The organism is Helicobacter pylori, from assembly GCF_014496965.1.
GTDB classification, from domain to species: Bacteria; Campylobacterota; Campylobacteria; order Campylobacterales; family Helicobacteraceae; genus Helicobacter; species Helicobacter pylori_CZ.
The window spans coordinates 1-23762 of the sequence record NZ_JACTCR010000024.1; the positions used below are offsets into that span (position 1 = coordinate 1).

Below are 23762 nucleotides of genomic sequence, written 5' to 3' on the forward strand. Positions count from 1 at the left end.
AAGAGAACGAGTTTGCTGAAAAATTAGAAAACTAACTCCCCCCCCTTACTCTCTTGTGAGGGGTCTCCTTTTTTAATCTCTCTTTTATTCTTTTCTCTTTTCTCTTTCCATTTTCTCCCTAATCTGTCCATTTAATTTGGAATGGCTTCAATTTTAAAATCTCTCTTGTGCGTTATTTCGCATTCAAAAGGCGTTTTTCTTTAAAGTCCTGGTATTCTTTGATCGCATAATTCACAAAGGGCTTGATCGCAATCCCGCCCCTAGAGGCAAAATCCCCATACACTTCCAAATACTTTGGCTCTAGCAATTGGACTAAATCTAATAAAATCGTATTGATGCAGCTCTCATGGAAACTCCCATGGTTTCTGTAACTGAATAAATAGAGTTTTAAAGACTTGCTTTCTACCATTTTGTCTTTAGGGATGTAGCGGATAAAAATCACGCCAAAATCCGGCTGGGAAGTGATCGGACAAAGGCTTGTAAATTCCTTGCATTCTAAAGTGATTAGGGGGTCTAAATTGGGGTTTGGGTTAGGGAAAGCCTCTAGTAAATCGCTGTTGTATTCAAAAATATAGGGCGTTTTAGCGCCTAAGGATTTGAGGTTTGATTCAGGGGTCATTAATCTTCCTTGATTTGAGTTATAATAAGGTTATTTTAACCCATTTTTTAGGAAACTCATGAACCAACGCATAGAAATGATTACGGCTTTATTAGATGAAAAAAAGGCTTTTGATATTACGCACATTGATTTATCCAAAACCCCTTATTTGGTAGAAGATGTCATTATCGCCACCACGCTAGCGAATAAGCATGCCCTTTCTTTACTAGACGCGCTAAAAAACACCCTTAAGCCTTTAGGCGAAGTCTTTTACCAGATAGATGAGTCTAATGAAGAGTGGATCATTTTGGATTTAGGGGATTTGATGATCCATCTTTTCACCAAAGAATGCCGTAAAAAATTTGACTTAGAAGGGTTTTTGAACGCTTATAAAAGAGGGCTTCCTTATCAAAACGCCTAAGAAACTCATCGCACTTTTAGGGCCTAGCGGGAGCGGGAAAAGCGCTCTTTCCATTGAATTAGCCCAAGAATTGGACGCCGAAATCTTTTCTTTGGATTCTTTGAGTATTTATAAAGACATTAATATCGCTTCGGCTAAACCGAGCCTAAAAGAGCGAAAAAATATCAGGCATTACGCCCTAGACTACCTTAACATTGATGAAAAAAATAACGCCCCCCTTTTTAAAACCCTCTTAGAGGACGCCATGAGAGTATCCCCTAAAGAGATTTTACTCATTGTGGGGGGGAGCAGTTTTTACCTCAAATCCATTTTAGAAGGCTTGAGTAGCATGCCAAAACTGAGCAATGAAGAGGTTGTAAAAATAGAGCGAGAAATTGCCGCCCTCGCTAATCCTTATATATTTTTAAAATCCATTGACCCTAACATGGCTTTTAAAATCCATCCAAACGACACTTACCGCATCCATAAGGCTTTAGAAATCTTTTATGCCACCCATACGCCCCCAAGCGAGTATTTTAAGGCTAATCCTAAAAGACCCTTTGAGCATGCCATCTCCTTATTCGCTCTGTCTGTTGAAAAAAGCACGCTTCATAACAACATCAAACAGCGCACCAAAAACATGCTTGATTGCGGGCTTATTGAAGAAATCAAAGCCCTTTATACCCAATACCCTAAAGATTCGCAGCCTTTTAAAGCCATAGGCGTTAAAGAGAGCGTTCTTTATTTAGAAAAACGACTCACTTTAAAGGGATTAGAAGAAGCGATTGTTTCTAACACCATGAAATTAGCCAAGCGCCAAAACACTTTCAATAAAACCCAATTCAATAACCTCTACATGGGGGGCGTTGAAGAAGTTAGGCATGCGATCTTAAACCACTCAAAAAGCGCAATTAAAGGATAATCTAATGGATACGCAAACTTTGCAAAATCAAATTATCCCTATTTTTATGAGTTTTGATAAGAATTACGCGCTAGGGGCTGGCGTGAGCCTTTATTCTTTACTTTCACATGCAAGCAGGCACACAAGCGCGATAGATTTTAGCCCCCTAAGTCAAAGCAACGAACTTTTAGGCGCTAACATCGTGTATAAAATCCATTGTTTGATTAAAGGAGTCACTTTAGAGCAGCAAAACAAGCTTTTAAAAACCCTTGAGCCTTTTAAAAAATTCGCTTCATTGGAGTTTATAGACATTAACTCGCTAGATCATTCCATAGAAAGCTACCTTAATGAGTCTTGTTCCAAGCGTTATGGTGGGCTTCTTGTTTTGTGCCGGCTTTTGCTCGCTTCACTCTTCCCTAATTATTCTAAAATCATTTCTACAGATGTGGATACGGTGTTTTTGGGCGATGTTGCAAGCGCTTATTTTGCGCTAGATAACGACCCCACTAAATCACTTGGCATGGTGAGAGACACTTTTTCCCACCTTTCTTTTGAAGCCTTTTGTCATTTTATTGAGCGCGCTTGCAAGAATTTTAAAATGGATTTTTCACGCTTTAGCCCAGACGAATTAAAACGCATCCATCAAGGCTTTAACATGGGCTTTTTGGTGGCGCATCTGGATCGGTGGCGCCAAGACGGGTTTGAAAAAATCGCTTTAGAGTTTTTAAAAACTAGGGGGAAAGACCTTTTCTACCCTGAGCAGTGTTTAATCAATATGGTGTTTTTAGAGCGTATTTTAGAATTGCCTATTTATTATAATTGCTATTCTGACTTTTTCAACCAGCACTACCCTAAAAACATCATCATGCTCCATTTCATCAAATACAAGCCGTGGCGTTCTGTCAGTTCTTTGAACGGGCGTTTGATTTGCTATGAGGCTGAAGCGAGTTTTTGGCTTGCAAACCTTTTTTGCACCCCTTTTAAAAACGATTTTTTGAAAGAACGCCTTGAAATGGCTAAAGACCAACAAATGCACTCTTTTAAAACCCACATCCGATCAAAAACGATTAGGGATTATTTTTATTTTAGGATAAAAAATATTTTGAAAAAAGTTTTCAAACTCTCTTAAAGGACCTTCATAAAAAAACGATTGAAGTTTTTAAAATTCTTTGCAAAGAGCGTCATTTTAGATGAAAAATTTTTAATTTTCCTTCTTTGCAACGCTCTTTCTAACGCTTACAAAAATAGCGATTTGTTTTCTTTCTCTAAAGGCTTTTTAGGCGCTTTTTTAATCGGGTTTGTGGTGTATTATGCCGCCGCTCTGATCCCCAAAAGACCCCTGCAACGCTTGCTAGAATGGCTGTTTATAGGAAGCGGTATTATTTTTAGCGTCGCAGAAATTTTTACGCTATTTATGTTTAAAATGCCTTTTTCAAAAGGCCTAATTGACACGCTTCTAGCCACAAACGGCTCTGAAACGATGGCGTTTGTAAAAAGCTATAACAATTATTTGCTTTACTACGCTTTTATTTTGATCGCTTTATTGATCGCCATTAAAACCATTCGCTTTAGAGCGCTTGTGCCTGGTGTGATAGCGAGCGTTTTAGGGCTTTCTATCCTTGCCATAGGGAGCGTTCGTAACATTAAACACCTTACAGAGAACGACGCCACTTTAAAAAGATCATTGTTTTCTCTTTCTTTAGCTAGGGGGTTTTATTCCGCCTATTTGAGCTTAACCGATCGCCAACAAGCCATAAAATTTTATAGTTTTTTTAGCAACCTTTATTTACCAAGCGATTATCTTTCTAGCACGGGCGATGTTGAAAATGTTGTCTTAGTCATCGGCGAAAGCGCGAGCAGAAATTTCATGCAACTCTATGGCTATAGCGTTCCTAATAACCCCCTATTGAGCCAACTCGCCAACGAGAGAGAGAGAGAGAGAGAGAGAGTAACAACCTGTTCGTGTTTTCTGACACGATAAGCAAAGAAGGCAGCACTTCTGATGTCTTTGAAAACCTGCTCAATTATAGCGATGCTGAAACGAATAAGCCTTGGTATCATTACCGCAACATGATAGACATTTTCAAGCGATCCCATTATGAAACTTTTTGGTTAGAAAAACAATTCGTCGATCAATGGTCATTGATACAAGATCTAGTTTCTAGTCGCTCTAAAAACCGCTACCTTCTTCAACGCGATAGAAATCTCTACTTCCTTCCTGGAGAATGGACAGGATATGATGAAGATATTTTAACTTTTTATTCCAAAAATATCCTGTCCCAATTAAAAAGCAAGAATTTTATCGTGTTCCATTTGCGTGGCTCACACAAGACTTACAGCGAGCGTTTCCCTAAAAGCTTCGCCAAATTCAAACCAAGCGATTTGTCTTTTTCTAATTTGCATGTGAGCAATGATAGAGACAAGCAAATCGTTGCCGATTATGTCAATTCGCTTTATTATAACGATGCTATTTTGAATGGGATTTTTAATCTCTTTAAAGATAAAGACGCTATTGTGTTTTATTTGAGCGATCATGGGCAAGATGTTTTTGAAAGCGGCCCTACTTATGGGCATAGCTGTTCTAAAGCGGGATTAGAAATCCCTTTTATGATTTATGTGAGCGATATTTTTAAAGAAAAACACCCCGAGAAAGTCAAATTGATTAAAAACGCTTTAAACAAACCTTTCATGAGCGATGATTTAATCCATTCTCTTTTGCCTTTGGTGGGCATTCGCACTAAAGATGAAATAGAGAGTAAAAACCTTTTTAGCCCCCAATTTGACGCCCAAAGAAAAAGGATTACTTGTCGCTGGGGGATTGGATCATGATAAGGTTGCAAAATAAGGCTCTGCTCTCATCAATAGGGGTAAGATTGATTTTAAAAAAGCCTTTCAACCCTACCTTAAAATTTTCACTTCTTCTTCTAAATGGATGCCGTATTCTTGTAACACTCTGGTTTTGGCGAGTTCTATCAAATCTAGCGCTTCTTCAAATCCTGCACCCCCCAAATTCACCAAAAAATTCGCATGCTCTTTGGCAAATCCCACTCTTTTTAAGCGATAACCCCTTAAGCCCGCACCCTCTAAAAGCCTGCCCGCATGATCGTTAGGCGGGTTTTTGAAACAGCTCCCAAAATTAGGCAATTTGGGGTGGCTTTTTCGCATGCTTTGACACGCTTTTAAAACCTCTCCTCTAAAGCCATGCGTTTTTTTAAACCTCGCTCTTAAAACAACGCCATTGAATTTGCTATTGCGATAACTCAACCCCAAAGCTCCACTCCCTAGCCACTCATTATTGATATAAGCGCTTTCTAAAACATTTTTGATTTCAAATTCTTTCATGCCGGCATTCATTCTAACTAACGCCCCTAAAGTGCCAGGCAATTGCCCTAAAAACTCCAAACCCCCTAAATCATTCGCCCTAAAATAATTAAAAATTTTAGACGAGTTGGCCGCTCCCCCTATTTCAACGCATTCGCCATGATCGCAAATATAATCGTAGTTTTTGCCTAAAAGGGCGAGATTTTTCGCACTAGGAGCGATTAAAAGGTTGTTCGCTAAACCGATGATCTGGTGTTCTTGAGAAATTTCATCATCGTTTTCTAAAACGCTCACTTTTAAAGGCACACCGATTTTCACGCTACTGTAACGGGAAAAATCAATAGTGGTTTCTAGCATTTTCTAGCCTATGATTTTAGGAATGAGCTTGATTAAGGTTTTGGTATAATCTAAAAGCATGTTAGTCATCCACGGCATGGTTAAAATCAACACCCCAATCACGGCTAAAATCTTAGGCACAAAAGACAAAGTCATTTCATTGATTTGAGTGGTTGCTTGAAAAATACTGACTAATAGCCCCACCACCAAGCCCGCTAGTAATACCGGTAAAGAAATCATCAAAGTGATTTTATAAGTCTCAATGGCGAGTTTCATGAGTTGTGATTCCATAACATTCCCTTTATCTTAAGATTTCTTCTAACTGCTGAAAGCTTTGTTCAAAAGGCTGTAAAGCGTTTTCATCTTGCGCTAAAAACTGCTCCATTAAAGCCTTTTTCTTAATCGCTTCATCAAGCTCTTTATCGTTCCCCATTTGATAAGAGCCGATGCGAATGAGCATTTCATTTTCTTTCAACAACGCATACAAACGGCGGAATTTTCTCGCGCAAAGGTTTTGAGACTCGCCGATGATGTCTTTAGCCACCCTTGATGCGGAGTTTAAAATATTGATAGGCGGGTAGATCCCATAATCGGTCAATTCCCTACTCAAAACAATATGCCCGTCTAAAATACTCCTGGCCTGATCGGCTATGGGATCGCTCAAATCATCGCCCTCTACTAGCACGCTAAAAAAAGCCGTGATGCTCCCCTTATTTTCTTCCTTGCCCGCTCTCTCCATTAATTGAGGCAATAAAGAAAGCGCGGATGGGGGGTAGCCTTTGGAAGTGGGCGGTTCGCCTAATGCCAAACCGATTTCTCTTTGAGCCATAGCGAAACGAGTCACTGAATCCATGATAAACAACACGTCTAGCCCTTGGTTTTTAAAATACTCCGCCACGCTCATCGCGCAAAAGGCCCCGTATTTGCGCATTAAAGGGCTATCATCGCTCGTGGCGACCACCAACACGCAAGAGCTTAAATCCCCTTTTAAGTTTTTCTCTATAAATTCAGGGATTTCTCTGCCCCTTTCCCCAATCAAAGCGATCACTTTAATGGGCGCTAAGCAACCCCTAGTGATCATGCCCATTAGCGTGGATTTACCCACCCCAGAGCCGGCAAAAATGCCCAGTTTTTGCCCCTTACCGCAAGTCAAAAGCCCATCAATGCTCTTCACCCCCACGCTAAAAACCTCATCAATCAAGCCTCTTTTTAAAGGGGCTATAGGCGTTGTGATCACAGGCGCTAATCGTTCATAATCTAGCGCCCCCTTATTGTCAATGACTTGCCCTAAAGGGTTAAGCACCCTCCCTAAAAGATTACGGCCCACAGGGAAATTCAACCCCTCTTTTAAAAACAGCACCTTATCGCCAGCCCTAGCCCCCTCTATAAAGTTAAAGGGCGTGAAACCAAACTGCTCTTTTTCTGCCACCACCACCATTCCCACGCATTCGCTGCCATCGCTTTTTTCAATCTTCACCACATCGCCCACAGACGGGTTAAAACCATCCGCATAAACGATATTGGGCATGATTTTTTTCACGCTCCCATAGCGAGGCGATAGATCAAAATGCTGATTCAAGCGGTTTTTTAAGGATTTTAGGGGCATTAAAGCTCTTTAGTCCATAAGACTTCAGCGATCTGGCGCTCATCATTGATTCTATTCACATGCACAATCACATCAATCGCGCTCTTAAAATACGCTCGCATCAAGTCCTTGTCTAAGGCATGTGCATAACGCATGCTCAAATTCAGTGAAAGGGCTTCTAAAGTGTTTTGAGCGCTATTAGCGTGAATGGTTGAGAGCATGCCCTTATGCCCGGTGTTTCCTAAACGCAAAAAGAGCGCCGCATTCCTGGTGTCAATCTCGCCCACAATGAGTCTGTCCGGGTTTAAGCGCATGGCCATATTGAGAGCGTCTTCATAATTAAAGCGTGTGTTCTCTTGCTTGCCCACTAAAAGCCCCACGCAATTGCTGAACGCTTTTAAATCCAATTCTTGGCTGTCTTCAACGCTCACCACCCTTTCATCTTTATTGACGCAATCTAAAAGAGCGTTGAGTAAGCTTGTTTTACCGCTTGAAGTCTCCCCACTAATGAGAATGTTATGCCCTTTTAGGGCTAAATTTTTCAAACTTTCTGGATCGCTTGCTTTGAAAGTGAAATCGTCTAAACTCAAGGGCTTGAGCCTAGGCACACGGATATTGAGCGTGATTTGATTATTGGTAGTGATGCTGAAGTGATTCGCGCTCACCCTATAACGCGTGAAAGGGATAGAGCAATTTAACATGGGGTGTTCTTCATCAAAAAACAACCCCCTAAAACTGGCCAATTGCTCGCAAAATCTCAGTAAAAACGCCTTATCAAAAAGCGCATGCCCTCTTTTTTCTCGTGTGTTATTGACTTTATAAAGCCAAAGCTCTTGCTCGGTGTTGATGATAAGCTCGGTGATCCCGCTTTCTAAAAATGGGGTGAAATGGCCGATTAGGGCTTGTAAAACTCTATGGGTTTGTAAAGTTTCCAAAAGCCCTATCCTTTTATCATCGCTCTTTCAAAACCTCTTCGCAGCGCTTGCAAGGGGTGTTTTCTAACTCGCTTTTAAAACGCCAACACCTGGGGCATTTATAAAAGGGGGCTTTAAAGAGCGTGAATGCTGGCGTTTCGCTCAATTTTTCTTTTGCAACCCCCACAAAGCTCACCATCAGCAATTCTTCTATTAAATTTTCACACAACGCTTTTTCTTTCACCTCAATAGCGCATTCTAACGAATTTTTAACCACGCCTTCTTTTTTCAATCGGTCTAACTCTTCATTAAAGGCAGAACGCAAGGCTAAAACGGCTTCAAAATTTTCTGGTTTTTTAAACTCTTTAAGGTGGAGTTTTTCTAAAACGCTAATGCCTTTTAAATCAAACACATCTTTGGCTTGTAAAAACGCGCAAAGTACCTGGCTATGCTCTAAAACTTCTTCAATCGTGTGCGTTAAAATCGGGGCTAAAAAGTAGCACAATTGACTAGCCACAGCGAGTAAGACCATTTGAATGGCTTGGCGTTTTTCATTATTTTTGCTACCGCAATACAAGCTATCCTTACAAGCGTCTAAATAAATCCCGCTCAATTCATTGGTAACAAACGCCATTAAAATATTCAAGCCCTTCACCAAATCATGCTCTTCAAACGCGCTATTGACTCCAGCACTTGTTGTTTCTAAAGCCTCTAATATAAAATGATCTAAAGGGCTAAAGTCATGGGGGCGTTCTAAATTTTTGAGATCCATATCGCTAAAATTGGCGAGTAAAAATTTTAGGGTGTTGCGGAATTTTTTATAATGCTGTTCTGTTTGAATGAAAAAGGTTTGAGAAACCCTTAGATCGTTTTGATAGTCATTAAACGCTACCCACAAACGCACCACATCGCTCCCATGCTTTTTGAGTAAGTTGTCCAAAGACACCACATTGCCCTTAGATTTACTCATTTTTTCGCCCTTTTCATCTACGATAAAGCCATGCGTAATGACCTTTTTAAAAGGGGCTTGGTTGTTTAAAATACAACCGATTAGAAGCGAGCTTTGAAACCACCCCCTATGCTGATCGCTCCCTTCTAAAACCACATCGCTAGGGCTTTGCCCCTTTTCCCCATGATAGTCTTCTAAAACCGCCTTAAAAGTGCTACCGCTATCAAACCACACGTCTAAAATGTGCATGACTTTTTCGTAATGCTTGGCGTTATCTTGATAATTAGGGGGTAATAAATCCTTGATGTTATATTCCCACCACACATCGCAACCTTTTTTTTCAAAAAGATTCGCCACATGTTCTAAAACTTCGCTCTCAAAACATGGCTTATTGGTGCGTTTGTCTATGAAAAAGGCCAGTGGCACGCCCCATTTTCTTTGCCGGCTCAAGCACCAATCAGGGCGGTTTTCTATCATGGTTTTTAGGCGGTTTTTCCCGCTGCTTGGCACAAATTCCACCTTTTCAATCGCGTTCAAAGCCACTTCTCTTAAGGTTTTTTGAGAGCCATCATTTTGGATAAAAGGCTCATCCATTAAAATAAACCATTGCGTAGTCGCTCTGTAAATCACAGGCTTGTGCGTCCTCCAGCAATGCGGGTAGGAATGCTCAATCTCTCGCTCTAGCAACAAAGAATCGCCCAATTGCTCTATAATGCGTTTTTGAGCCTTAAAAATGTGTTCGCCCAGATAGCTTTCATCTAATAGTTGGTTATGGATAATGCCCTCATCATAGCAACCTTTCTCATCTACGGACATTAACACTTCTAAATTATATTTTAAACCTAAATAATAGTCCTCTTCACCATGCCCGGGAGCGGTATGCACGGCTCCTGTGCCATCTTCTAAACCGACATGCTCTCCTAGAGTGATTAGGGAATCTCTTTGGTTTAAAGGATTGGTGGCCTTCAAATATTCTAAATCATTGGAATTGAATTCATGCGTGATCGCATTGTCCACCACCCCTAAAGCGGCTAATTTTTCATGCAAGGCTTTAGCGACTAAATAGCCTTTTTGAGTGAGCGCATAAACAGCGTCTTTTTTCAAAGCGATCGCTTCATTCGCATACAAAGTCCAAGGCGTGGTCGTCCAAATCACCAAGCTCGCTTTTTTGACTTTTAATTTTTCTAAACTCTCCTTTTTCAAACCAAACGCCACGAAAATGGAGGGCGATTTTTTCATTTTGTATTCCACTTCAGCTTCCGCTAAAGCGCTCTCGCATGCATAACTCCAATAAATAGGCTTATGGCGTTCTTTCAAAAGCCCTTTTTTAGCCACTTCCACTAAAGCCCTATAAATGCTCGCTTCAAATTTAAAATCCATGGTTTTATAAGGATCTTCAAAATCCCCCAAAACGCCTAATTGCAAAAATTCATTCTTTTGGATTTCTAAAAACTTCTTCGCATGATCTCGGCACTTTTCTCTAAACAGCGTGGGGTTTTCTAGGCTCGTTTTTTCTTTTTCCAATTGTTCTAAAATTTGCTGCTCAATGGGTAAGCCATGGCAATCCCAACCGGGCGTATAATAGATTTTCTTCCCCTTAAAATATTCTCTTTTAACGACAATGTCTTTTAAAATCTTATTTAAGGCATGCCCTAAATGCAAATGCCCGTTCGCATAAGGCGGCCCGTCATGCAAAGTGAAATCCCCATGGTTATCTTTCCTATTTTGCATGCGTTTGAACGCTTGTTGCTCTTGCCATTTGGCGTAAGTTTTAGGCTCATTGACGCTCAAATTCCCTTTCATAGAAAAGGTGGTTTCGTTTAAGTTTAAGGTGTCTTTGTATTCTTTCATTATATTATCCTTTGCTTTATTATTCTTTTGTTTTAGGAACGATATAAAGGTGCGTGTCTTTTCGCGGCACATTTTTTAAAGTGGGGATTTGTAAAATCGTGTATTCTTCTATCCCCTTTAAATAATGCAAACTAATCACATCGCCAATTTTCACTTCTTTACTGGGCTTAGCGCAACTCCCATTGAGCCACACCACCCCTACATTGCACATATCTGTCGCCAAAACGCGCCGCTTCACTAAACCCACTGATTGTAAAAATTTGTCTATTCGCATGCGTTTATTTTACCCTATTCTTTAAGTTTTTAGCCATAACTTATAAGGGTTTTAGTTTTAGCATGTTAGCATTCAGCCACCACTCTTTTTAAGGAATTTGTTTGAAGTTTCAAATTGTGAGTTTGTTATTGGCTTTTTTATTAGCCTCTTGTTTGCCCCCTAAAGGCCATCATTCTGGTTTGGTGAATATGTATATCGCACATCAAGGCCAGAGCGTGCACACTTATTGGCGTAAAGTGGATAGAGGAGTTGTTGCCAAACACAATGAAGCGCTTAAAGAAAACCCCAAAATAAAGCTCAAAGACCCTAGGGGGCCTTTGTTCATGCTGGGGAGTGAGCGCTTCATGCTTTTATGGAAAAACCGCTATACTTTAGCCAAAGTCCAATCGTTCAAACTAGAGCCTGGGTTTTATTACTTGGATTCTTTTAGCGTGGAAACTCAAAAAGGCATCTTGCAAAGCGCCCCTGGCTATTCATACACCAAAAATGGCTACGATTTCAAAAACAACCGCCCCTTTTTCCTAGCCTTTGAAGTCAAACCTGACAGCAAAATCATTCTTCCTAGCGTGGAATTGAGCCTGATTAAAACCCCTAGAGGCTTTTTAGGGGTGTTCTTGTTTGACAACAACGAAAAGGGGGCTAATGCCCAATGGATTGAAGGGAGCTTGAATCTAAAGCTTAAAAACGCTTCTTTTAAAGACGCATGGGAATTAAAGCAATAAAGCGCAAGGCTTTGTTTTATGGAGCGTTGGTATTAAAATATTAAAAAGTCTTAACGATACTATTGGATAAAAATTTACTTTTTATAGGCATTGATGAGTATTAATGAGCGTTTGTGAAAACAAAAATCAAGCGTGTTGCGGTGGTTTGATTGGATTTAATGGGTTTGATTAGAATGGGTTAGAATGGAATGATTGTATCTTAAAGTCAAAGCCAGAGACAACCCTAGTCAAGCTGCCCCTAGCCACACCGATATTACTCGTGATGCCCGTGGCAGCAACCTTCTTCTTGATGATGACTATCGCTAGTGCTGCAACAACCTTCTTCATGATGAGAGCTGTGGTGGTAATGGTGGTGTTCGCCGCCATGATAATGGTGGTGGTGTGTGTGGTGGTGATGGTGGTGGTGCCCGCCGTGTTGTTCTTCATGGTGTGCCATGATGACTCCTTTGATTAAAAATTTAAATTCTAGCTCACTGGCTAGGATTTTATTTTACAGTATAAAATCTAGTCAATTGTTAATGGAAGAAATTTTGACGCTAATTTTTAAATTTTTGCTACTTGAAAAAAGAGGGCTAAAGCAAACAACGCTTGGTAGTGAATACTAGATCCAATGCCGTTAAAATTTTTGATTTTGAAAGAAAACTAAATTAAAAGAGAAAGTTAAAAAGCCAAAAAGCAGCCCTAAGGCCGCCCCATAAACGCCCCAATCAATATTGTTGGTTTTGTTGTTGTGCTTTTTGTTGTTGTTGTTGGTGTGCTTGTTGTTGTTGCTGTTGTTGCGCGTGTTGCTCTGCTTGTTGTTCGGCGTGTTGTTGCGCGTTATGATGGTGGTGTTCGCCGCCATAATAATGGTGGTGGTGCGCGTGGTGATGGTGGTGGTGTTGGCTGTTAGCCTGTTGTTGTTGCTGTTGTTGCGCTTGGTGTTGTTGTTCATGGTGTGCCATGATGACTCCTTTAATTGAAATTTAATTCTAGCTCACTGGCTAGGATTTCATTCTATAATGCAAAATCTAACCAATTATTAACGAAAAAGATTTTAATACTAATTTTTAACACGAGCGCCAATTCAAGCGCTTCTGTTGTCAAAACTACCAACATCTTTGAATGAAAAAAGCTATAATAAAGAAGTTGCATTAAAAAGGAAAGACAAATCCCCTTTTTAAGGTATAATATGAGGAATTTTAGAAGCGCTTCTTATGGTAGTAGCTAAAAAGTCTTTAGGACAGCATTTTTTAACGGACGAGTCGTTTTTAGACAGGATCGTTAATGCTTTGCCCCCTTTAAACCCGTTAAAATTGATTGAAATCGGCGTGGGGCTAGGGGATTTGACTCTCAAGTTGTTGGATCGCTATCCTTTAAAGACTTATGAGATAGACAGCCATTTGTGCGAGAAAATGCGAGCGAGGTTAAAGGCAGAAAAAAAGCCTTTTCAATTGGAATTAGTGGAAAAAGACGCTCTTTTTTTAAAAGAAGAAGAGCCTTATTTTTTGATTTCTAATTTGCCTTATTATATCGCTACTAGGCTTGTTTTAAACGCGCTCAAAGACCCTAAATGCAGGGGCTTGTTGGTGATGACACAAAAGGAAGTGGCGCTCAAATTTTGCACTAAAGATTCACAGAATGCGTTGAGCGTTTTGGCTCACACAATAGGGAATATTACCCTTTTGTTTGATGTGCCGCCTAGCGCGTTTAGCCCGCCTCCAAAGGTGTTTTCTAGCGTGTTTGAAGTGATCAAAGAGCCGCTGAAAGAAAAGGCGTTGGCTTCATTAGCCCAAGCGCCATTTTTTGAAGAAGCCCTACAAAAAGGGTTTGAAACATTGGAAGATTTTTTGAAAGCTTGTTTCTCATCTCCTAGGAAGACGCTTTCAAACAATCTTAAAAAAAGCGTTTCTTATAAAGAAAAGCTTGATAAGGTGTTAGATTTTTTAGCGTTAGAAAACCAACCAACAAGCGTGAGGGCGTCTGAGGTAAAAGATTATCTCAAGCTCTTAAAATCCGTTTTAAAAGGCTAATGCCTTTTTAAAAAATTGAAATAAAGGAATAATCGTTATGACTGATAACAACCAAAATAATGAAAACCATGAAAACAGCAGTGAAAACTCAAAAGATCACCATGAGGCGCGAGCCGGGGCGTTTGAGCGATTCACCAACCGCAAAAAGCGTTTCAGAGAAAACGCGCAAAAAAACGCAGAGTCTTCGCACCATGAAACGCCCTCGCACCATAAAAAAGAGCATCGCTCCAACAAAAAGCCAAACAACCACCACAAACCTAAACATGCCCCCCAAAAAACACGAAATTACGCCAAAGAAGAATTGGATAACAACAAAGTAGAGGGCGTTACGGAAATTTTGCATGTGAATGAGAGAGGGACTTTAGGCTTTCATAAGGAACTCAAAAAGGGCGTTGAAGCGAATAACAAGATTCAAGTGGAGCATTTAAACCCGCATTATAAGATGAATTTAAACTCTAAAGCGAGCGTTAAGATCACGCCTTTAGGGGGCTTGGGCGAGATTGGGGGGAACATGATGGTCATTGAAACCCCAAAAAGCGCGATCGTGATTGATGCGGGCATGAGCTTCCCTAAAGAAGGGCTTTTTGGCGTGGATATTTTAATCCCGGATTTTTCCTATTTGCACCAAATCAAGGACAAAATCGCCGGTATTATCATCACCCATGCCCATGAAGATCACATAGGGGCCACGCCTTATTTGTTTAAAGAGTTGCAATTCCCCCTTTATGGCACGCCTTTGAGTTTGGGGCTGATTGGGAGCAAGTTTGACGAACATGGTTTGAAAAAATACCGCTCGTATTTTAAAATCGTAGAAAAGCGTTGCCCCATTAGCGTGGGCGAATTCATCATTGAATGGATCCACATCACGCATTCTATCATTGACAGCAGCGCTTTAGCGATCCAAACTAAAGCCGGAACCATCATCCACACCGGCGATTTTAAAATCGATCACACCCCGGTGGATAATTTGCCCACGGATTTGTATCGTTTAGCGCACTATGGCGAAAAGGGGGTGATGCTTCTTTTAAGCGATTCCACTAACTCCCATAAATCCGGGACCACGCCGAGTGAAAGCACCATAGCGCCGGCTTTTGACACGCTTTTTAAAGAAGCGCAAGGGAGGGTGATTATGAGCACCTTCTCTAGCAATATCCACCGGGTCTATCAAGCCATACAATACGGCATCAAATACAACCGCAAGATCGCTGTGATCGGGCGCTCTATGGAAAAAAACCTAGACATCGCTAGAGAATTGGGCTATATCCATTTGCCTTATCAATCTTTTATTGAAGCCAATGAAGTCGCTAAATACCCAGATAATGAAGTCTTAATCGTAACGACCGGCTCACAAGGCGAAACCATGAGCGCGCTTTATCGCATGGCGACTGATGAGCACCGCCACATTTCTATCAAACCCAACGATTTAGTCATCATTTCCGCTAAAGCCATTCCTGGCAATGAAGCGAGCGTTTCAGCGGTGTTGAATTTCTTGATCAAAAAAGAAGCTAAAGTGGCTTATCAAGAATTTGACAATATCCATGTGAGCGGGCATGCCGCCCAAGAAGAGCAAAAGCTCATGTTAAGACTCATTAAGCCTAAGTTTTTCTTACCCGTGCATGGGGAATATAACCATGTCGCGCGCCACAAACAAACCGCTATTGCTTGCGGGGTGCCTGAAAAAAACATCTATTTAATGGAAGATGGCGATCAGGTGGAGGTTGGTCCTGCGTTCATTAAAAAAGTCGGCACGATTAAAAGCGGGAAAAGCTATGTGGATAACCAAAGCAATTTGAGTATTGACACAAGCATTGTGCAGCAAAGAGAAGAAGTCGCTAGCGCCGGGGTGTTTGCGGCTACGATTTTTGTGAATAAAAACAAACAAGCGCTTTTAGAAAGCTCTCAATTTTCCAGTTTAGGGCTTGTGGGTTTCAAAGATGAAAAGCATTTGATTAAAGAAATTCAAGGGGGCTTAGAAATGTTACTAAAATCCAGCAACGCCGAAATTTTGAATAACCCTAAAAAATTAGAAGATCACACTCGTAATTTCATCAGAAAAGCGCTCTTTAAAAAGTTTAGAAAATACCCGGCTATCATTTGTCATGCCCATTCTTTTTGATTGTAACGCTACCGCTATACAAGTTTTAAAAGATGAAGCGAGTGCGCTTTTAGAAAGCGTTGGACAATTCCAAAAACCCAACGATTTAGAAGCGATTGTCAAACTCATTTTAAAAAGCCAAGAAAAGGGGGGTAAGCTTGTGATAGTGGGCGTGGGTAAGAGCGCTTTAGTGGCACAAAAAATCGTTGCTTCCATGCTAAGCACCGGTAACAGGAGCGCGTTTTTACACCCTACAGAAGCCATGCATGGGGATTTGGGCATGGTGGAAAAAAACGATGTGATCTTAATGATTAGCTATGGGGGCGAGTCTTTAGAATTATTGAATCTAGTGAGCCATTTAAAACGCTTGAGCCATAAAATCATCACTTTCACTAAAAGCCCTAATAGTTCGCTCTCTAAACTCGGCGATTATTATTTGAGTTTGAAAATTAAAAAAGAAGCTTGCCCCATTAACACCGCTCCAACGACTTCTACCACCCTAACTCTAGCGTTAGGCGATGTTTTAATGGCATGCTTGATGCGAGCGAAAAACTTCAGCCAAGAAGATTTTGCCTCCTTTCATCCGGGCGGGCTTTTAGGCAAAAAACTTTTTGTCAAGGTTAAAGATTTACTGCAAACCACGAACCTCCCCCTAATCGCTCCTAATACAAGTTTTAAAGACGCACTCATAGAAATGAGTGAAAAACGCCTAGGCAGCGCGATTTTAGTCAATGATAACAACGAGCTTGTGGGGGTATTAAGCGATGGCGATGTGCGCAGAGCGTTACTAAAAGGGGTTAGTTTGGAAAGCGAAGTGAAGCATTTTGCCACCTTAAAACCTAAAAGCTTTAAGAATTTAGACGCTCTTCTTTTAGAAGCGTTAGAATTTTTAGAGCGCCATAAGATCCAGCTTTTGGTGTGCGTGGATGATTGTAATAAGGTTTTAGGAGTCTTGCACTTGCACCAACTTTTAGAATTAGGGCTTAAAGCATGAAAGCTAGTATTTATGATTTCACTTTAGATGAATTGAGTCAGCTTTTAAAACCGAGTTTTAGGGCTAAACAGCTTTATTTGTGGCTCTATGCGAAGTATAAAACAAGCTTTAAAGACATGCAAAATAATTTTTCAAAAGACTTTATCGCTTATTTGGAGCAAGAATTTGTTTTGCGCACGATAGAAATCACGCATGTGAGAGAGAGCATTGATGGCTCTAAAAAATACCTTTTTAAATCTTTAAGGGACAACCACACTTTTGAAGCGGTGTTGTTGAAAATGAAAGACAAAAAGATTGATGAAGAAACGAACGCCGTTTTAGAAGGGGAAAAATACACCGTGTGCGTGTCTTGTCAAATCGGCTGTCAAGTGGGTTGCTCGTTTTGTTTCACTCAAAAAGGCGGTTTTGTAAGGAATTTAAAAGCGAGCGAGATTATCCAGCAAGCCCTGCTCATTAAAGAAGACAATAACCTCCCCATTGAAAAAGCACTCAACATTGTTTTTATGGGAATGGGCGAGCCTTTGAACAATTTAGATGAGGTGTGTAAGGCGATTGAAATTTTTAATACCGGCATGCAAATTTCACCCAAAAGAATCACCATTTCCACGAGTGGCGTAGCCGATAAAATCCCCATTCTAGCGGGCAAAAATTTAGGCGTGCAATTAGCCATATCCTTACACGCCGTAGATGATAAAACGCGCTCGTCTTTAATGCCCTTGAATAAAAAATACAACATTGAATGCGTTTTGAATGAAGTGAGGAAATGGCCTTTAGAGCAGCGAAAAAGAGTGATGTTTGAATACCTTTTAATCAAAGATCTAAACGATAGCTTGGATTGCGCTAAAAAACTTTTAAAACTTTTAAACGGCATTAAATCCAAAGTGAATTTGATTTTATTCAACCCGCATGAAGGCTCTAAGTTTGAACGCCCTAGCTTAGAGAGCGCTAGAATGTTTGCGGATTTTTTAAACGCCAAAGGCTTGTTATGCACCATTAGAGAGTCTAAAGCTTTGGATATTGAAGCAGCTTGCGGGCAATTGAGGGAGAAAAAGCTCCAGCAGAAAATTTAAAAACCACTCCCTTAAAAACCCGTATTCATAGACTTTAGGCCATTTGCCATGCGTGTTTGGTGCCATTCAGGGGGAGTTTTAAGGGGGTTTGTTGTAGGATTTCATCACGCCCCATAAGTTCGTTTTATGGGGCAGACCAACATTGTAAGGAGCATGCCATGCGATCAAAAAATGGCAAACGCTCTTGGAGATCATTATACTTTGAGTTTGCTTTTTTGGGGCTTAAAGTGATCGTTTCTGTGAAACGCTGATTTTTCTAAGAGCGTTCCCCTGAGTTTAAAAGCTTAGGGGTTTCCTTTAAAAAGCGGGTTTGCCCTTGACTTTTGGGGCGTTTATTATTTCTTTATCTTTTCATTCAATTTTTTAATCTTGTTTTAGCGTTTGTAAAATTAAAAGTTTTAAGGGGGTTTGTTGTAGGATTTCATCACGCCCCATAGTTACGATATGGGGCAAATCACAGTTAAAAGGGTTTATCATGCGAAGAAAACATGGTAAAAACTCTTGGTTAGTATTATACATTAAAATCTCTTTTAAGGGGTTTAAAGTGGTCTTTTCTATAGAAAAGTAATGTATTAGCCAAAGTTCCCCTGAGCCTAAAAGCTTAGGGGTTTCCTTTAAAAAGCGGGTTTGCCCTTGACTTTTGGGGCGTTTCATTTTATTGTAAAACGCATTTTCTTAAGAGAGTAGCAATAATTCTCCTCCCTACAAAACTAAATCCCCTTATAGAGTGCTTTTAAAAAATACCGCTTGCTTTAACTCTTTGATTATTTGTCTTAAAAACTATTCCCTTAAAAACCCGTATTCATAGACTTTAGGCTGTATTTCTTTGGCGAGATCCTTTAGGGCGTATTTCAAGTTAGCGTAAAGCTGTTTGTAATATTCATCTTTAGCTTTAGCGGGTGAGTTTAATCTGCCTTGCTTGTTACGGCCTTGAAAAAATTCTTTGATGTCATAAAGGCTTGCGTTAGCGTTATAGGGGGTGTGGGTGAAATCTTGTTTGTGGTAATAACGATAGATCTCTTTGCCAGCGTCAAATACCTTTGAAGCGCTCGGGCTGAATTTTAGGGGCTTGTTTTCTTTTTTGGCGCTTAAAAAGAGGCTATCGCTCTCTTTAGGTTCTTTTATTTCGCCTTTTAAAAAGTCTAATAAAGCGTGGCTAGAATACCTTTCTTTAGGCCCGACTTCATTCTCGCTAAAAGGGATGAAATGGTTAGTCCCTTGAGCGGTGGTGATGCGGTTTTGGGTGTGAAAAAGCATGAACGCCAAACAATTGTTTTTAAATTCGCTGTCGTCTTGGAAAGCGTCATCATAAGGGGCGTAGAATTGATCCCTATCGTTTTGCCATGTGGCTTTGATGCAATGGCGGATGGAGAAACAGATCGCGCCGATTAGAAGGTTTGTGAGAGTTAAATTTTCATAGTGTAAATGACTTGTGCCTTTATGATTTTGTAAATAGTTTGTATTTTGGTGAGAAAAATCAGGGGCATCACAAACTAAAATACCCAAATAATCCCGCTTATCTTTGTAAGCCTTAAACCACTCGTTAATATTTTTAACCTTATCCACTATCGGCTTAAAAGTTTTATACCCCAAAAATCCGCCAGAAGAGTCAAACACTTCTAAATTGAGCGCGTTGGTTGGTTTTAAGGGGGGGGGGGGGGTAGCGGTATCCCAGACTAAAAAGCCAATGGGGAATTGCCCTGTCACGTTATCAAAGCTATCCGCAGGCACCATAAACCCCTCTAAAAATTTAGCTTTAAAAACTTCTCTGAATTTTTTAAAATGGCTAGAGTTAAGGTATTTGAGCGTTGAAAAACTCGCCATGATGCAGCCATCCAATTCCTTATAAATGCGCGTGAAAAATTGAGCGAAAAGTTCGTTAGTCCCAGACCCTAAAAGATCTTTATAAGTTTCATAAACCTTATTGTTTCTTGCGACTTTGGCTTTGTGTTCGCCTGTGCCACTCATTTTAGCTTTATTGCCTGCTTCCGCATAAGGCGGGTTGATGTAAATGATGAGCTTTTTTCGTTTCTCTTCATCTTTTAAGATTTCTTGCAAGCTTTTTGGCATTTTATCGCTGAAAAAATCATCGTTTAAAAAGTCAAATTGGAAAACCTGATTTTCTAGCAATTTTAAGTGGTTTTTACTAGCCAGATCTTTAATAATCGCCACATCGTTATGATCCAAAGTGGACAGATACAAATTAGCCTTATTCAATAAACCTCGAAGCAAATTCCCAGTCCCCCCAGCGCAATCCCAAATGATATAATCCTCTTGATAATCTTGCCCCAAAGCTTTAGCTAAATATTCTTGACTCTTTTCTACCCAGATTTTAGGGGTAAAATACGCCCCTTTCCTTTCCCTCACATCGCTTGGCACTAACAAGTCGCGTCGCTCTAAAATAGAAGCTTGAAATTCTAATTGAGGAGGCCTTTCATAAACGCTCCAGAATTCTTGATGGGCTTGTTGGTTATCCGTGAAACCAACTTTCGTAATTCCCTCTAACCCCAATTTATTCAGCGTATTTGAACCCCATTTCAATTCATAGTGGCTAGATTTTAAAATCGTGTGCAATTTCTCAATAATGGTTTTATCGCCATCGCTAAGCAAATCCGCTAAATAATAGTCTGCGTCTAAAATCCTTTCGGCTTTGGCTAGCTCCCAATCTATTTTAATGGTGGGTTTGATAATTTCAAACCACTTTTGATAGATCGTAAAGAAATTGTTTTTGTCAATTTGGATTTTGTTGTGTAAATGGCTAGAGTTTAAATGGTCTTTGATAAATTCTTTGCATTCTTGGCTTTGGGTTTTAAAGTCAAAAACCATTTTATTATGGGGTTTGCACATGGCTTTAAACGCGTCTAAAGCGTGTTTAAAACCCTCTGTGTTGTGGTTGCTTGGGGTGATAGAAAAATCTATATCGCTTTTATAAAGAAAGCTTGTGATCGTGTCATTAAAGGCGATAAATTCCATTCTAAAAGCGTTAAAAGCGCACAAATAGGGGGGCGTGTGGTGGGTATAGAGCTTGTGCTTGCCTATGGTTAAAAGCAGTTGCGTGAAGGCTTTGTCCAAATCGTCAAAATCGCCCCTTTTAGCTTCGCCCCATAAAATGGGTAAAACGGGTAAGGTGGCGTTAGGGTGCTGATAGCTTAGCATGAAATCTATCTTATCCCCGCTATAAAGGAATTTTGTATCCTTAAAAAACTCGGCTTTGATTTGGATTTTTAAGGGTTCTTCATTAAGGTTGCTGAAATCTAAAAGCATTCAAAACACCACCGTTTTGTTTTCATGCACAAAGACTCTGTCTTCTAAAACGAGTTTTAACGCCCTAGCCAAAACCAGTTTTTCTATATCCTTACCCGCTAGGCGCATTTTTTCCACGCTGTAATTGTGGTTAATGGGCAGAGTGTCTTGTAAAATAATCGGCCCGGCATCAAGGCTTTCATTCACAAAATGCGCCGTGGCTCCGATGACTTTCACGCCCCTTTCAAACGCTTGCTGATAGGGGTTAGCCCCAATGAATGCGGGCAAGAAACTATGATGGATATTTAAGATCTGGTTTTCATAGCGCTTCGTAAAATCATGGCTTAAAATGCGCATGTATTTGGCTAAAACGAGCAGATCCGCGCTCACTTTGTGCTGTAATTCCAGGTCTTTAATGGTTGCTAAAACTTCTTTTTCATGCAAAACTTGATTGCCGCAAGGCGCATAAAAATAAGGGATGTCAAATTTTTCCACTAAAGGGCGTAAAATCTCGTAATTAGAAATAACGCCTAAAATTTGAGCGTTCAATTCCCCTCCATACACCCTTAAGAGCAAATCCCCTAAACAATGGCTCTCTTTAGTAGCGAGTAAAATGATGTTTTTTTTATGCGTTAAAATGACTTCAATCAATAACTCGCTAAAGTTTTCTAAGGCTTTAAAAAGAGCGGTTTTTAAGGATCGCTCTTCTTGCTCTTTAATTTCAACATTCAAGGGCTTGATTTCTTTTTGGATTTTTAGCCGCATGAAAAAGCGCTGTTTTAAGGGATCAACAAATTCATCGTTTTTGACGATGTTATAGCCCTTGTTAGCGATCGTGGCGCTAATGGCGCTCACCAAGCCTTTAGAGTCTCTAGCTTGAATTTTTAAAATAAATTCTAACATCTTCATCTCATTAATAATTGATAACCAAGCGCTTGCGTGATGATATGACTCGCTGATTGCGTGGCCTTTTCAATGAAGCGCTCCATGGGGCTTTTTTCTAGCCAATAAGCTTTTTTAACCTTACTCAATTCCATTAAGCGATCTTGGGCTTGTTGAATCGTGCTGATTTTATCAATGAGTTTTAATTTTAGAGCCTTTTGAGCGCTAAAGACTTTCCCTTCAGCAAAATCCTTATAATCCTTAGCGTTTAATTTCCTGGCTTTAGCGACATCATCCACAAACATTTGGTATTGCTCATTAACCAAATTTTGCAAAAATTCTTTTTCGTTAGGTTTCCATGCTCTGGTGAAAGTGCCTATTTCTTTGTATTCGCCCGCATGCACGCCTTGAGTGGCTACGCCGACTTTATTGAGCAAATTTTCCACATTCGCACTAGAAAAAATCACCCCAATCGATCCGATCAAACTCGCTTTAGAGGCATAAACTTCGCTCGCTTGCATGCCCGCATAATAGCTCCCGCTCGCCATAACCCCCCTAGCATACGCTAAAACGGGCATTTTTTGCTTCAAATCAGCGATTTTTTCGCTCAATTCCACGCTCGCTGACACAGCCCCACCAGGAGAATCAATCAAAAGCAAAACGCCCTTAATGCTAGGGGTTTTTAGGATTTTATCCACTTCTTTGTCAAAATCCTCGGTGCTAAAAATCGCCCCATTTAAATAGAGTTTAGCGAGATTGGGCGGTTCGCTTGGTGCGCTTTCTTTAGCGCTAAAAAAGACTAACACAATCAACAACAGCACAAACGACTTGAAATACTTCGTGATAAAATCTAAAGGCATAATGATTAAAGCCTTAAAGATTTTTTGAATGAAACTCCACATGCAGCTTTTCCTAAACTTAATATTTGACCATAAGAGTGTATTATACTTCAAATGTTTTAAGGATTAAATCATGGCGTGTAAATTTTGTCCTAAGATCAGAAAAACAGACTGGATTTTTATTTTAATCGCTGCTTTAGGCTTTTATTCAGTCAATAAGCTAGGGTATGCGCCCCAATTCACCCCCACTTCAAAGCCTTCACGCCCTCTTTCACGCCCCATTGAAAAGCCTAACAATATGACCGAAGAAGAAAGGAAAAAGCGTTTTATAGAATTGCAAAAAGCATGCTTACTCCATAAAGACAAAAAGGCATGCGAAGAGGTTTTTTGATCGTTTTTGTTGGTTTTTTGCGCTTTTAGGATCATTTGGCTTGCAAGTTTTTACGCTCTTTTTGTTTGTAAAAAGGCTTTTTTTAGCGGTGGTTTTTAGTTATTCCAACAACCCCTAACGCCCCAAAATTCAAGCACTCTTAAGCTAAGTCTAAGTCTACTATAATCAAAGGATTTTAAAGGGAACTTAAATAAAAGGCAGAAATATTTGGAAACTTATATCATTGATGCAGATAATATAGATAGGGATTTATTTTTCTATTATTAAACTTTCAATTTAATTTTGTTTAAAATATATTATATGTATAATCATAAGAAATTCACTCAAAGGTAGTGCCATGCTTATAAACGCTGTCATAGAAAAAGATGAGAATGGGTATTTTGCT

Annotated in this window: 24 protein-coding genes and 2 pseudogenes; 11 read left to right on the forward strand and 15 right to left on the reverse strand. The window is 40.1% G+C overall.

What is annotated here, in order from left to right; genetic code table 11:
* Window positions 1–172: 172 nt before the first annotated feature.
* Entirely contained in the window at window positions 173–619 is a 447-nt protein-coding gene (queF, locus tag H7O61_RS07500; RefSeq protein WP_000187327.1) for a preQ(1) synthase, read from the reverse strand.
* A 58-nt stretch (window positions 620–677) separates the two neighbouring features.
* On the opposite strand from queF, the gene rsfS reads away from it, so the two are divergent.
* From rsfS to H7O61_RS07525, 5 genes are read left to right on the forward strand one after another with little or no spacing between them, the layout of a single operon-like run.
* Window positions 678–1019, forward strand: a complete 342-nt coding sequence (gene rsfS, locus H7O61_RS07505; RefSeq protein ID WP_001076140.1) for a ribosome silencing factor — start codon at window positions 678–680, stop codon at window positions 1017–1019.
* A 7-nt stretch (window positions 1020–1026) separates the two neighbouring features.
* Window positions 1027–1920 carry a tRNA (adenosine(37)-N6)-dimethylallyltransferase MiaA gene (gene miaA / locus H7O61_RS07510; RefSeq protein WP_187875621.1) on the forward strand — a complete coding sequence of 298 codons (894 nt, stop codon included), beginning with the start codon at window positions 1027–1029 and terminating at the stop codon, window positions 1918–1920.
* A gap of 4 nt (window positions 1921–1924) precedes the next feature.
* Window positions 1925–3028 carry a glycosyltransferase family 8 protein gene (locus tag H7O61_RS07515; RefSeq protein WP_187875603.1) on the forward strand — a complete coding sequence of 368 codons (1104 nt, stop codon included), beginning with the start codon at window positions 1925–1927 and terminating at the stop codon, window positions 3026–3028.
* 9 nt (window positions 3029–3037) lie between these two features.
* Entirely contained in the window at window positions 3038–3880 is an 843-nt protein-coding gene (locus tag H7O61_RS07520; RefSeq protein ID WP_187875623.1) for a phosphoethanolamine transferase, read from the forward strand.
* Window positions 3862–4728: a phosphoethanolamine transferase gene (locus H7O61_RS07525; protein ID WP_079295344.1), complete on the forward strand. Its 867-nt coding sequence runs from the start codon at window positions 3862–3864 to the stop codon at window positions 4726–4728. The genes H7O61_RS07520 and H7O61_RS07525 overlap by 19 nt, the downstream gene beginning before the upstream one ends.
* 69 nt (window positions 4729–4797) lie before the next feature.
* Here the strand turns inward: H7O61_RS07525 and H7O61_RS07530 are convergent, their stop codons facing one another.
* Genes H7O61_RS07530 through H7O61_RS07555 form a run of 6 tightly spaced genes read right to left on the reverse strand, consistent with a single transcriptional unit; the run spans window position 4798 to window position 11129 of the window.
* Entirely contained in the window at window positions 4798–5577 is a 780-nt protein-coding gene (locus H7O61_RS07530) for a UDP-N-acetylmuramate dehydrogenase (RefSeq protein WP_001961021.1), read from the reverse strand.
* 3 nt (window positions 5578–5580) lie between these two features.
* Window positions 5581–5847: a flagellar biosynthesis protein FliQ gene (fliQ, locus tag H7O61_RS07535; protein WP_000445741.1), complete on the reverse strand. Its 267-nt coding sequence runs from the start codon at window positions 5845–5847 to the stop codon at window positions 5581–5583.
* 10 nt (window positions 5848–5857) lie between these two features.
* Window positions 5858–7162, reverse strand: a complete 1305-nt coding sequence (gene fliI / locus H7O61_RS07540; RefSeq protein WP_001930079.1) for a flagellar protein export ATPase FliI — start codon at window positions 7160–7162, stop codon at window positions 5858–5860.
* A complete protein-coding gene (locus tag H7O61_RS07545; protein ID WP_079340655.1) occupies window positions 7162–8076 on the reverse strand; it encodes an ATPase, T2SS/T4P/T4SS family in 915 nt (304 codons plus the stop codon). Before H7O61_RS07545 ends, fliI begins: the two co-directional genes overlap by 1 nt.
* Window positions 8077–8092: 16 nt before the next feature.
* Window positions 8093–10855 carry an isoleucine--tRNA ligase gene (ileS, locus tag H7O61_RS07550; protein ID WP_187875605.1) on the reverse strand — a complete coding sequence of 921 codons (2763 nt, stop codon included), beginning with the start codon at window positions 10853–10855 and terminating at the stop codon, window positions 8093–8095.
* 19 nt (window positions 10856–10874) lie between these two features.
* The gene (locus H7O61_RS07555) at window positions 10875–11129 is read right to left on the reverse strand and encodes an RNA-binding S4 domain-containing protein (RefSeq protein ID WP_079343065.1); all 255 of its coding nucleotides are present in this window, start codon (window positions 11127–11129) and stop codon (window positions 10875–10877) included.
* Between the two features lie 101 nt (window positions 11130–11230).
* On the opposite strand from H7O61_RS07555, the gene H7O61_RS07560 reads away from it, so the two are divergent.
* On the forward strand, window positions 11231–11851 hold the full coding sequence (locus H7O61_RS07560; protein WP_187875607.1) for a hypothetical protein: 621 nt from the start codon (window positions 11231–11233) through the stop codon (window positions 11849–11851).
* 168 nt (window positions 11852–12019) lie between these two features.
* Here H7O61_RS07560 and H7O61_RS07925 read toward each other — a convergent pair whose 3' ends face one another.
* The 3 genes and pseudogenes from H7O61_RS07925 to hpnL form a co-directional block, all read right to left on the reverse strand.
* A complete protein-coding gene (locus tag H7O61_RS07925) occupies window positions 12020–12217 on the reverse strand; it encodes a hypothetical protein (RefSeq protein ID WP_231623867.1) in 198 nt (65 codons plus the stop codon).
* Window positions 12168–12287, reverse strand: a pseudogene (locus H7O61_RS07565) (hypothetical protein); the annotation flags it as partial. The gene H7O61_RS07925 and the pseudogene H7O61_RS07565, both read right to left, overlap by 50 nt.
* Window positions 12288–12558: 271 nt before the next feature.
* Window positions 12559–12795, reverse strand: coding sequence for a nickel-binding protein HpnL (gene hpnL / locus H7O61_RS07570; protein WP_001947959.1), 237 nt, complete (start codon window positions 12793–12795; stop codon window positions 12559–12561).
* Between the two features lie 252 nt (window positions 12796–13047).
* Here hpnL and rsmA point away from each other — a divergent pair, with 252 nt between their 5' ends.
* The 4 genes from rsmA to rlmN are packed head-to-tail and all read left to right on the forward strand — an operon-like array spanning window position 13048 to window position 18022.
* Window positions 13048–13863, forward strand: coding sequence for a 16S rRNA (adenine(1518)-N(6)/adenine(1519)-N(6))-dimethyltransferase RsmA (rsmA, locus tag H7O61_RS07575; protein ID WP_001939789.1), 816 nt, complete (start codon window positions 13048–13050; stop codon window positions 13861–13863).
* A 37-nt stretch (window positions 13864–13900) separates the two neighbouring features.
* Window positions 13901–15979 (forward strand): ribonuclease J, encoded by a 2079-nt coding sequence (locus tag H7O61_RS07580; RefSeq protein WP_187875609.1) that lies wholly within the window; start codon window positions 13901–13903, stop codon window positions 15977–15979.
* Window positions 15963–16952 carry a KpsF/GutQ family sugar-phosphate isomerase gene (locus H7O61_RS07585; RefSeq protein ID WP_187875611.1) on the forward strand — a complete coding sequence of 330 codons (990 nt, stop codon included), beginning with the start codon at window positions 15963–15965 and terminating at the stop codon, window positions 16950–16952. The genes H7O61_RS07580 and H7O61_RS07585 overlap by 17 nt, the downstream gene beginning before the upstream one ends.
* Window positions 16949–18022 (forward strand): dual-specificity RNA methyltransferase RlmN, encoded by a 1074-nt coding sequence (gene rlmN, locus H7O61_RS07590; RefSeq protein WP_187834161.1) that lies wholly within the window; start codon window positions 16949–16951, stop codon window positions 18020–18022. Before H7O61_RS07585 ends, rlmN begins: the two co-directional genes overlap by 4 nt.
* An 11-nt stretch (window positions 18023–18033) precedes the next feature.
* On the opposite strand, the pseudogene H7O61_RS08100 reads toward rlmN, so the two are convergent.
* The 5 genes and pseudogenes from H7O61_RS08100 to sppA form a co-directional block, all read right to left on the reverse strand.
* Window positions 18034–18137 (reverse strand): annotated as a pseudogene (locus H7O61_RS08100) (cag pathogenicity island protein); the annotation flags it as partial.
* Window positions 18138–18385: 248 nt separating this feature from the next.
* The gene (locus H7O61_RS07595; protein ID WP_187875613.1) at window positions 18386–18676 is read right to left on the reverse strand and encodes a cag pathogenicity island protein; all 291 of its coding nucleotides are present in this window, start codon (window positions 18674–18676) and stop codon (window positions 18386–18388) included.
* A gap of 126 nt (window positions 18677–18802) precedes the next feature.
* The gene (locus H7O61_RS07600) at window positions 18803–21286 is read right to left on the reverse strand and encodes a hypothetical protein (RefSeq protein ID WP_187875615.1); all 2484 of its coding nucleotides are present in this window, start codon (window positions 21284–21286) and stop codon (window positions 18803–18805) included.
* Window positions 21287–22168 carry a formyltetrahydrofolate deformylase gene (gene purU / locus H7O61_RS07605; RefSeq protein ID WP_187875617.1) on the reverse strand — a complete coding sequence of 294 codons (882 nt, stop codon included), beginning with the start codon at window positions 22166–22168 and terminating at the stop codon, window positions 21287–21289. It abuts the gene before it with no gap.
* A gap of 2 nt (window positions 22169–22170) precedes the next feature.
* Window positions 22171–23049 carry a signal peptide peptidase SppA gene (gene sppA / locus H7O61_RS07610; protein WP_187875619.1) on the reverse strand — a complete coding sequence of 293 codons (879 nt, stop codon included), beginning with the start codon at window positions 23047–23049 and terminating at the stop codon, window positions 22171–22173.
* A 70-nt stretch (window positions 23050–23119) separates the two neighbouring features.
* Here sppA and H7O61_RS07615 point away from each other — a divergent pair, with 70 nt between their 5' ends.
* Window positions 23120–23377 (forward strand): hypothetical protein, encoded by a 258-nt coding sequence (locus tag H7O61_RS07615; protein ID WP_033600433.1) that lies wholly within the window; start codon window positions 23120–23122, stop codon window positions 23375–23377.
* Window positions 23378–23762: the final 385 nt, after the last annotated feature.

Excerpts from the sequence above, each read along its gene's own strand:
- queF (WP_000187327.1), bottom strand. The coding sequence starts at position 619 with ATGACCCCTGAATCAAACCTCAAATCCTTAGGCGCTAAAACGCCCTAT.
- rsfS (WP_001076140.1), top strand. The coding sequence starts at position 678 with ATGAACCAACGCATAGAAATGATTACGGCTTTATTAGATGAAAAAAAG.
- H7O61_RS07515 (WP_187875603.1), top strand. The coding sequence starts at position 1,925 with ATGGATACGCAAACTTTGCAAAATCAAATTATCCCTATTTTTATGAGT.
- H7O61_RS07530 (WP_001961021.1), bottom strand. The coding sequence starts at position 5,577 with ATGCTAGAAACCACTATTGATTTTTCCCGTTACAGTAGCGTGAAAATC.
- fliQ (WP_000445741.1), bottom strand. The coding sequence starts at position 5,847 with ATGGAATCACAACTCATGAAACTCGCCATTGAGACTTATAAAATCACT.
- fliI (WP_001930079.1), bottom strand. The coding sequence starts at position 7,162 with ATGCCCCTAAAATCCTTAAAAAACCGCTTGAATCAGCATTTTGATCTA.
- ileS (WP_187875605.1), bottom strand. The coding sequence starts at position 10,855 with ATGAAAGAATACAAAGACACCTTAAACTTAAACGAAACCACCTTTTCT.
- H7O61_RS07555 (WP_079343065.1), bottom strand. The coding sequence starts at position 11,129 with ATGCGAATAGACAAATTTTTACAATCAGTGGGTTTAGTGAAGCGGCGC.
- H7O61_RS07925 (WP_231623867.1), bottom strand. The coding sequence starts at position 12,217 with ATGGCGGCGAACACCACCATTACCACCACAGCTCTCATCATGAAGAAG.
- hpnL (WP_001947959.1), bottom strand. The coding sequence starts at position 12,795 with ATGGCACACCATGAACAACAACACCAAGCGCAACAACAGCAACAACAA.
- rsmA (WP_001939789.1), top strand. The coding sequence starts at position 13,048 with ATGGTAGTAGCTAAAAAGTCTTTAGGACAGCATTTTTTAACGGACGAG.
- H7O61_RS07580 (WP_187875609.1), top strand. The coding sequence starts at position 13,901 with ATGACTGATAACAACCAAAATAATGAAAACCATGAAAACAGCAGTGAA.
- H7O61_RS07585 (WP_187875611.1), top strand. The coding sequence starts at position 15,963 with ATGCCCATTCTTTTTGATTGTAACGCTACCGCTATACAAGTTTTAAAA.
- rlmN (WP_187834161.1), top strand. The coding sequence starts at position 16,949 with ATGAAAGCTAGTATTTATGATTTCACTTTAGATGAATTGAGTCAGCTT.
- H7O61_RS07595 (WP_187875613.1), bottom strand. The coding sequence starts at position 18,676 with ATGAAACGCCCCAAAAGTCAAGGGCAAACCCGCTTTTTAAAGGAAACC.
- H7O61_RS07600 (WP_187875615.1), bottom strand. The coding sequence starts at position 21,286 with ATGCTTTTAGATTTCAGCAACCTTAATGAAGAACCCTTAAAAATCCAA.
- purU (WP_187875617.1), bottom strand. The coding sequence starts at position 22,168 with ATGTTAGAATTTATTTTAAAAATTCAAGCTAGAGACTCTAAAGGCTTG.
- sppA (WP_187875619.1), bottom strand. The coding sequence starts at position 23,049 with ATGTGGAGTTTCATTCAAAAAATCTTTAAGGCTTTAATCATTATGCCT.
- H7O61_RS07615 (WP_033600433.1), top strand. The coding sequence starts at position 23,120 with ATGGCGTGTAAATTTTGTCCTAAGATCAGAAAAACAGACTGGATTTTT.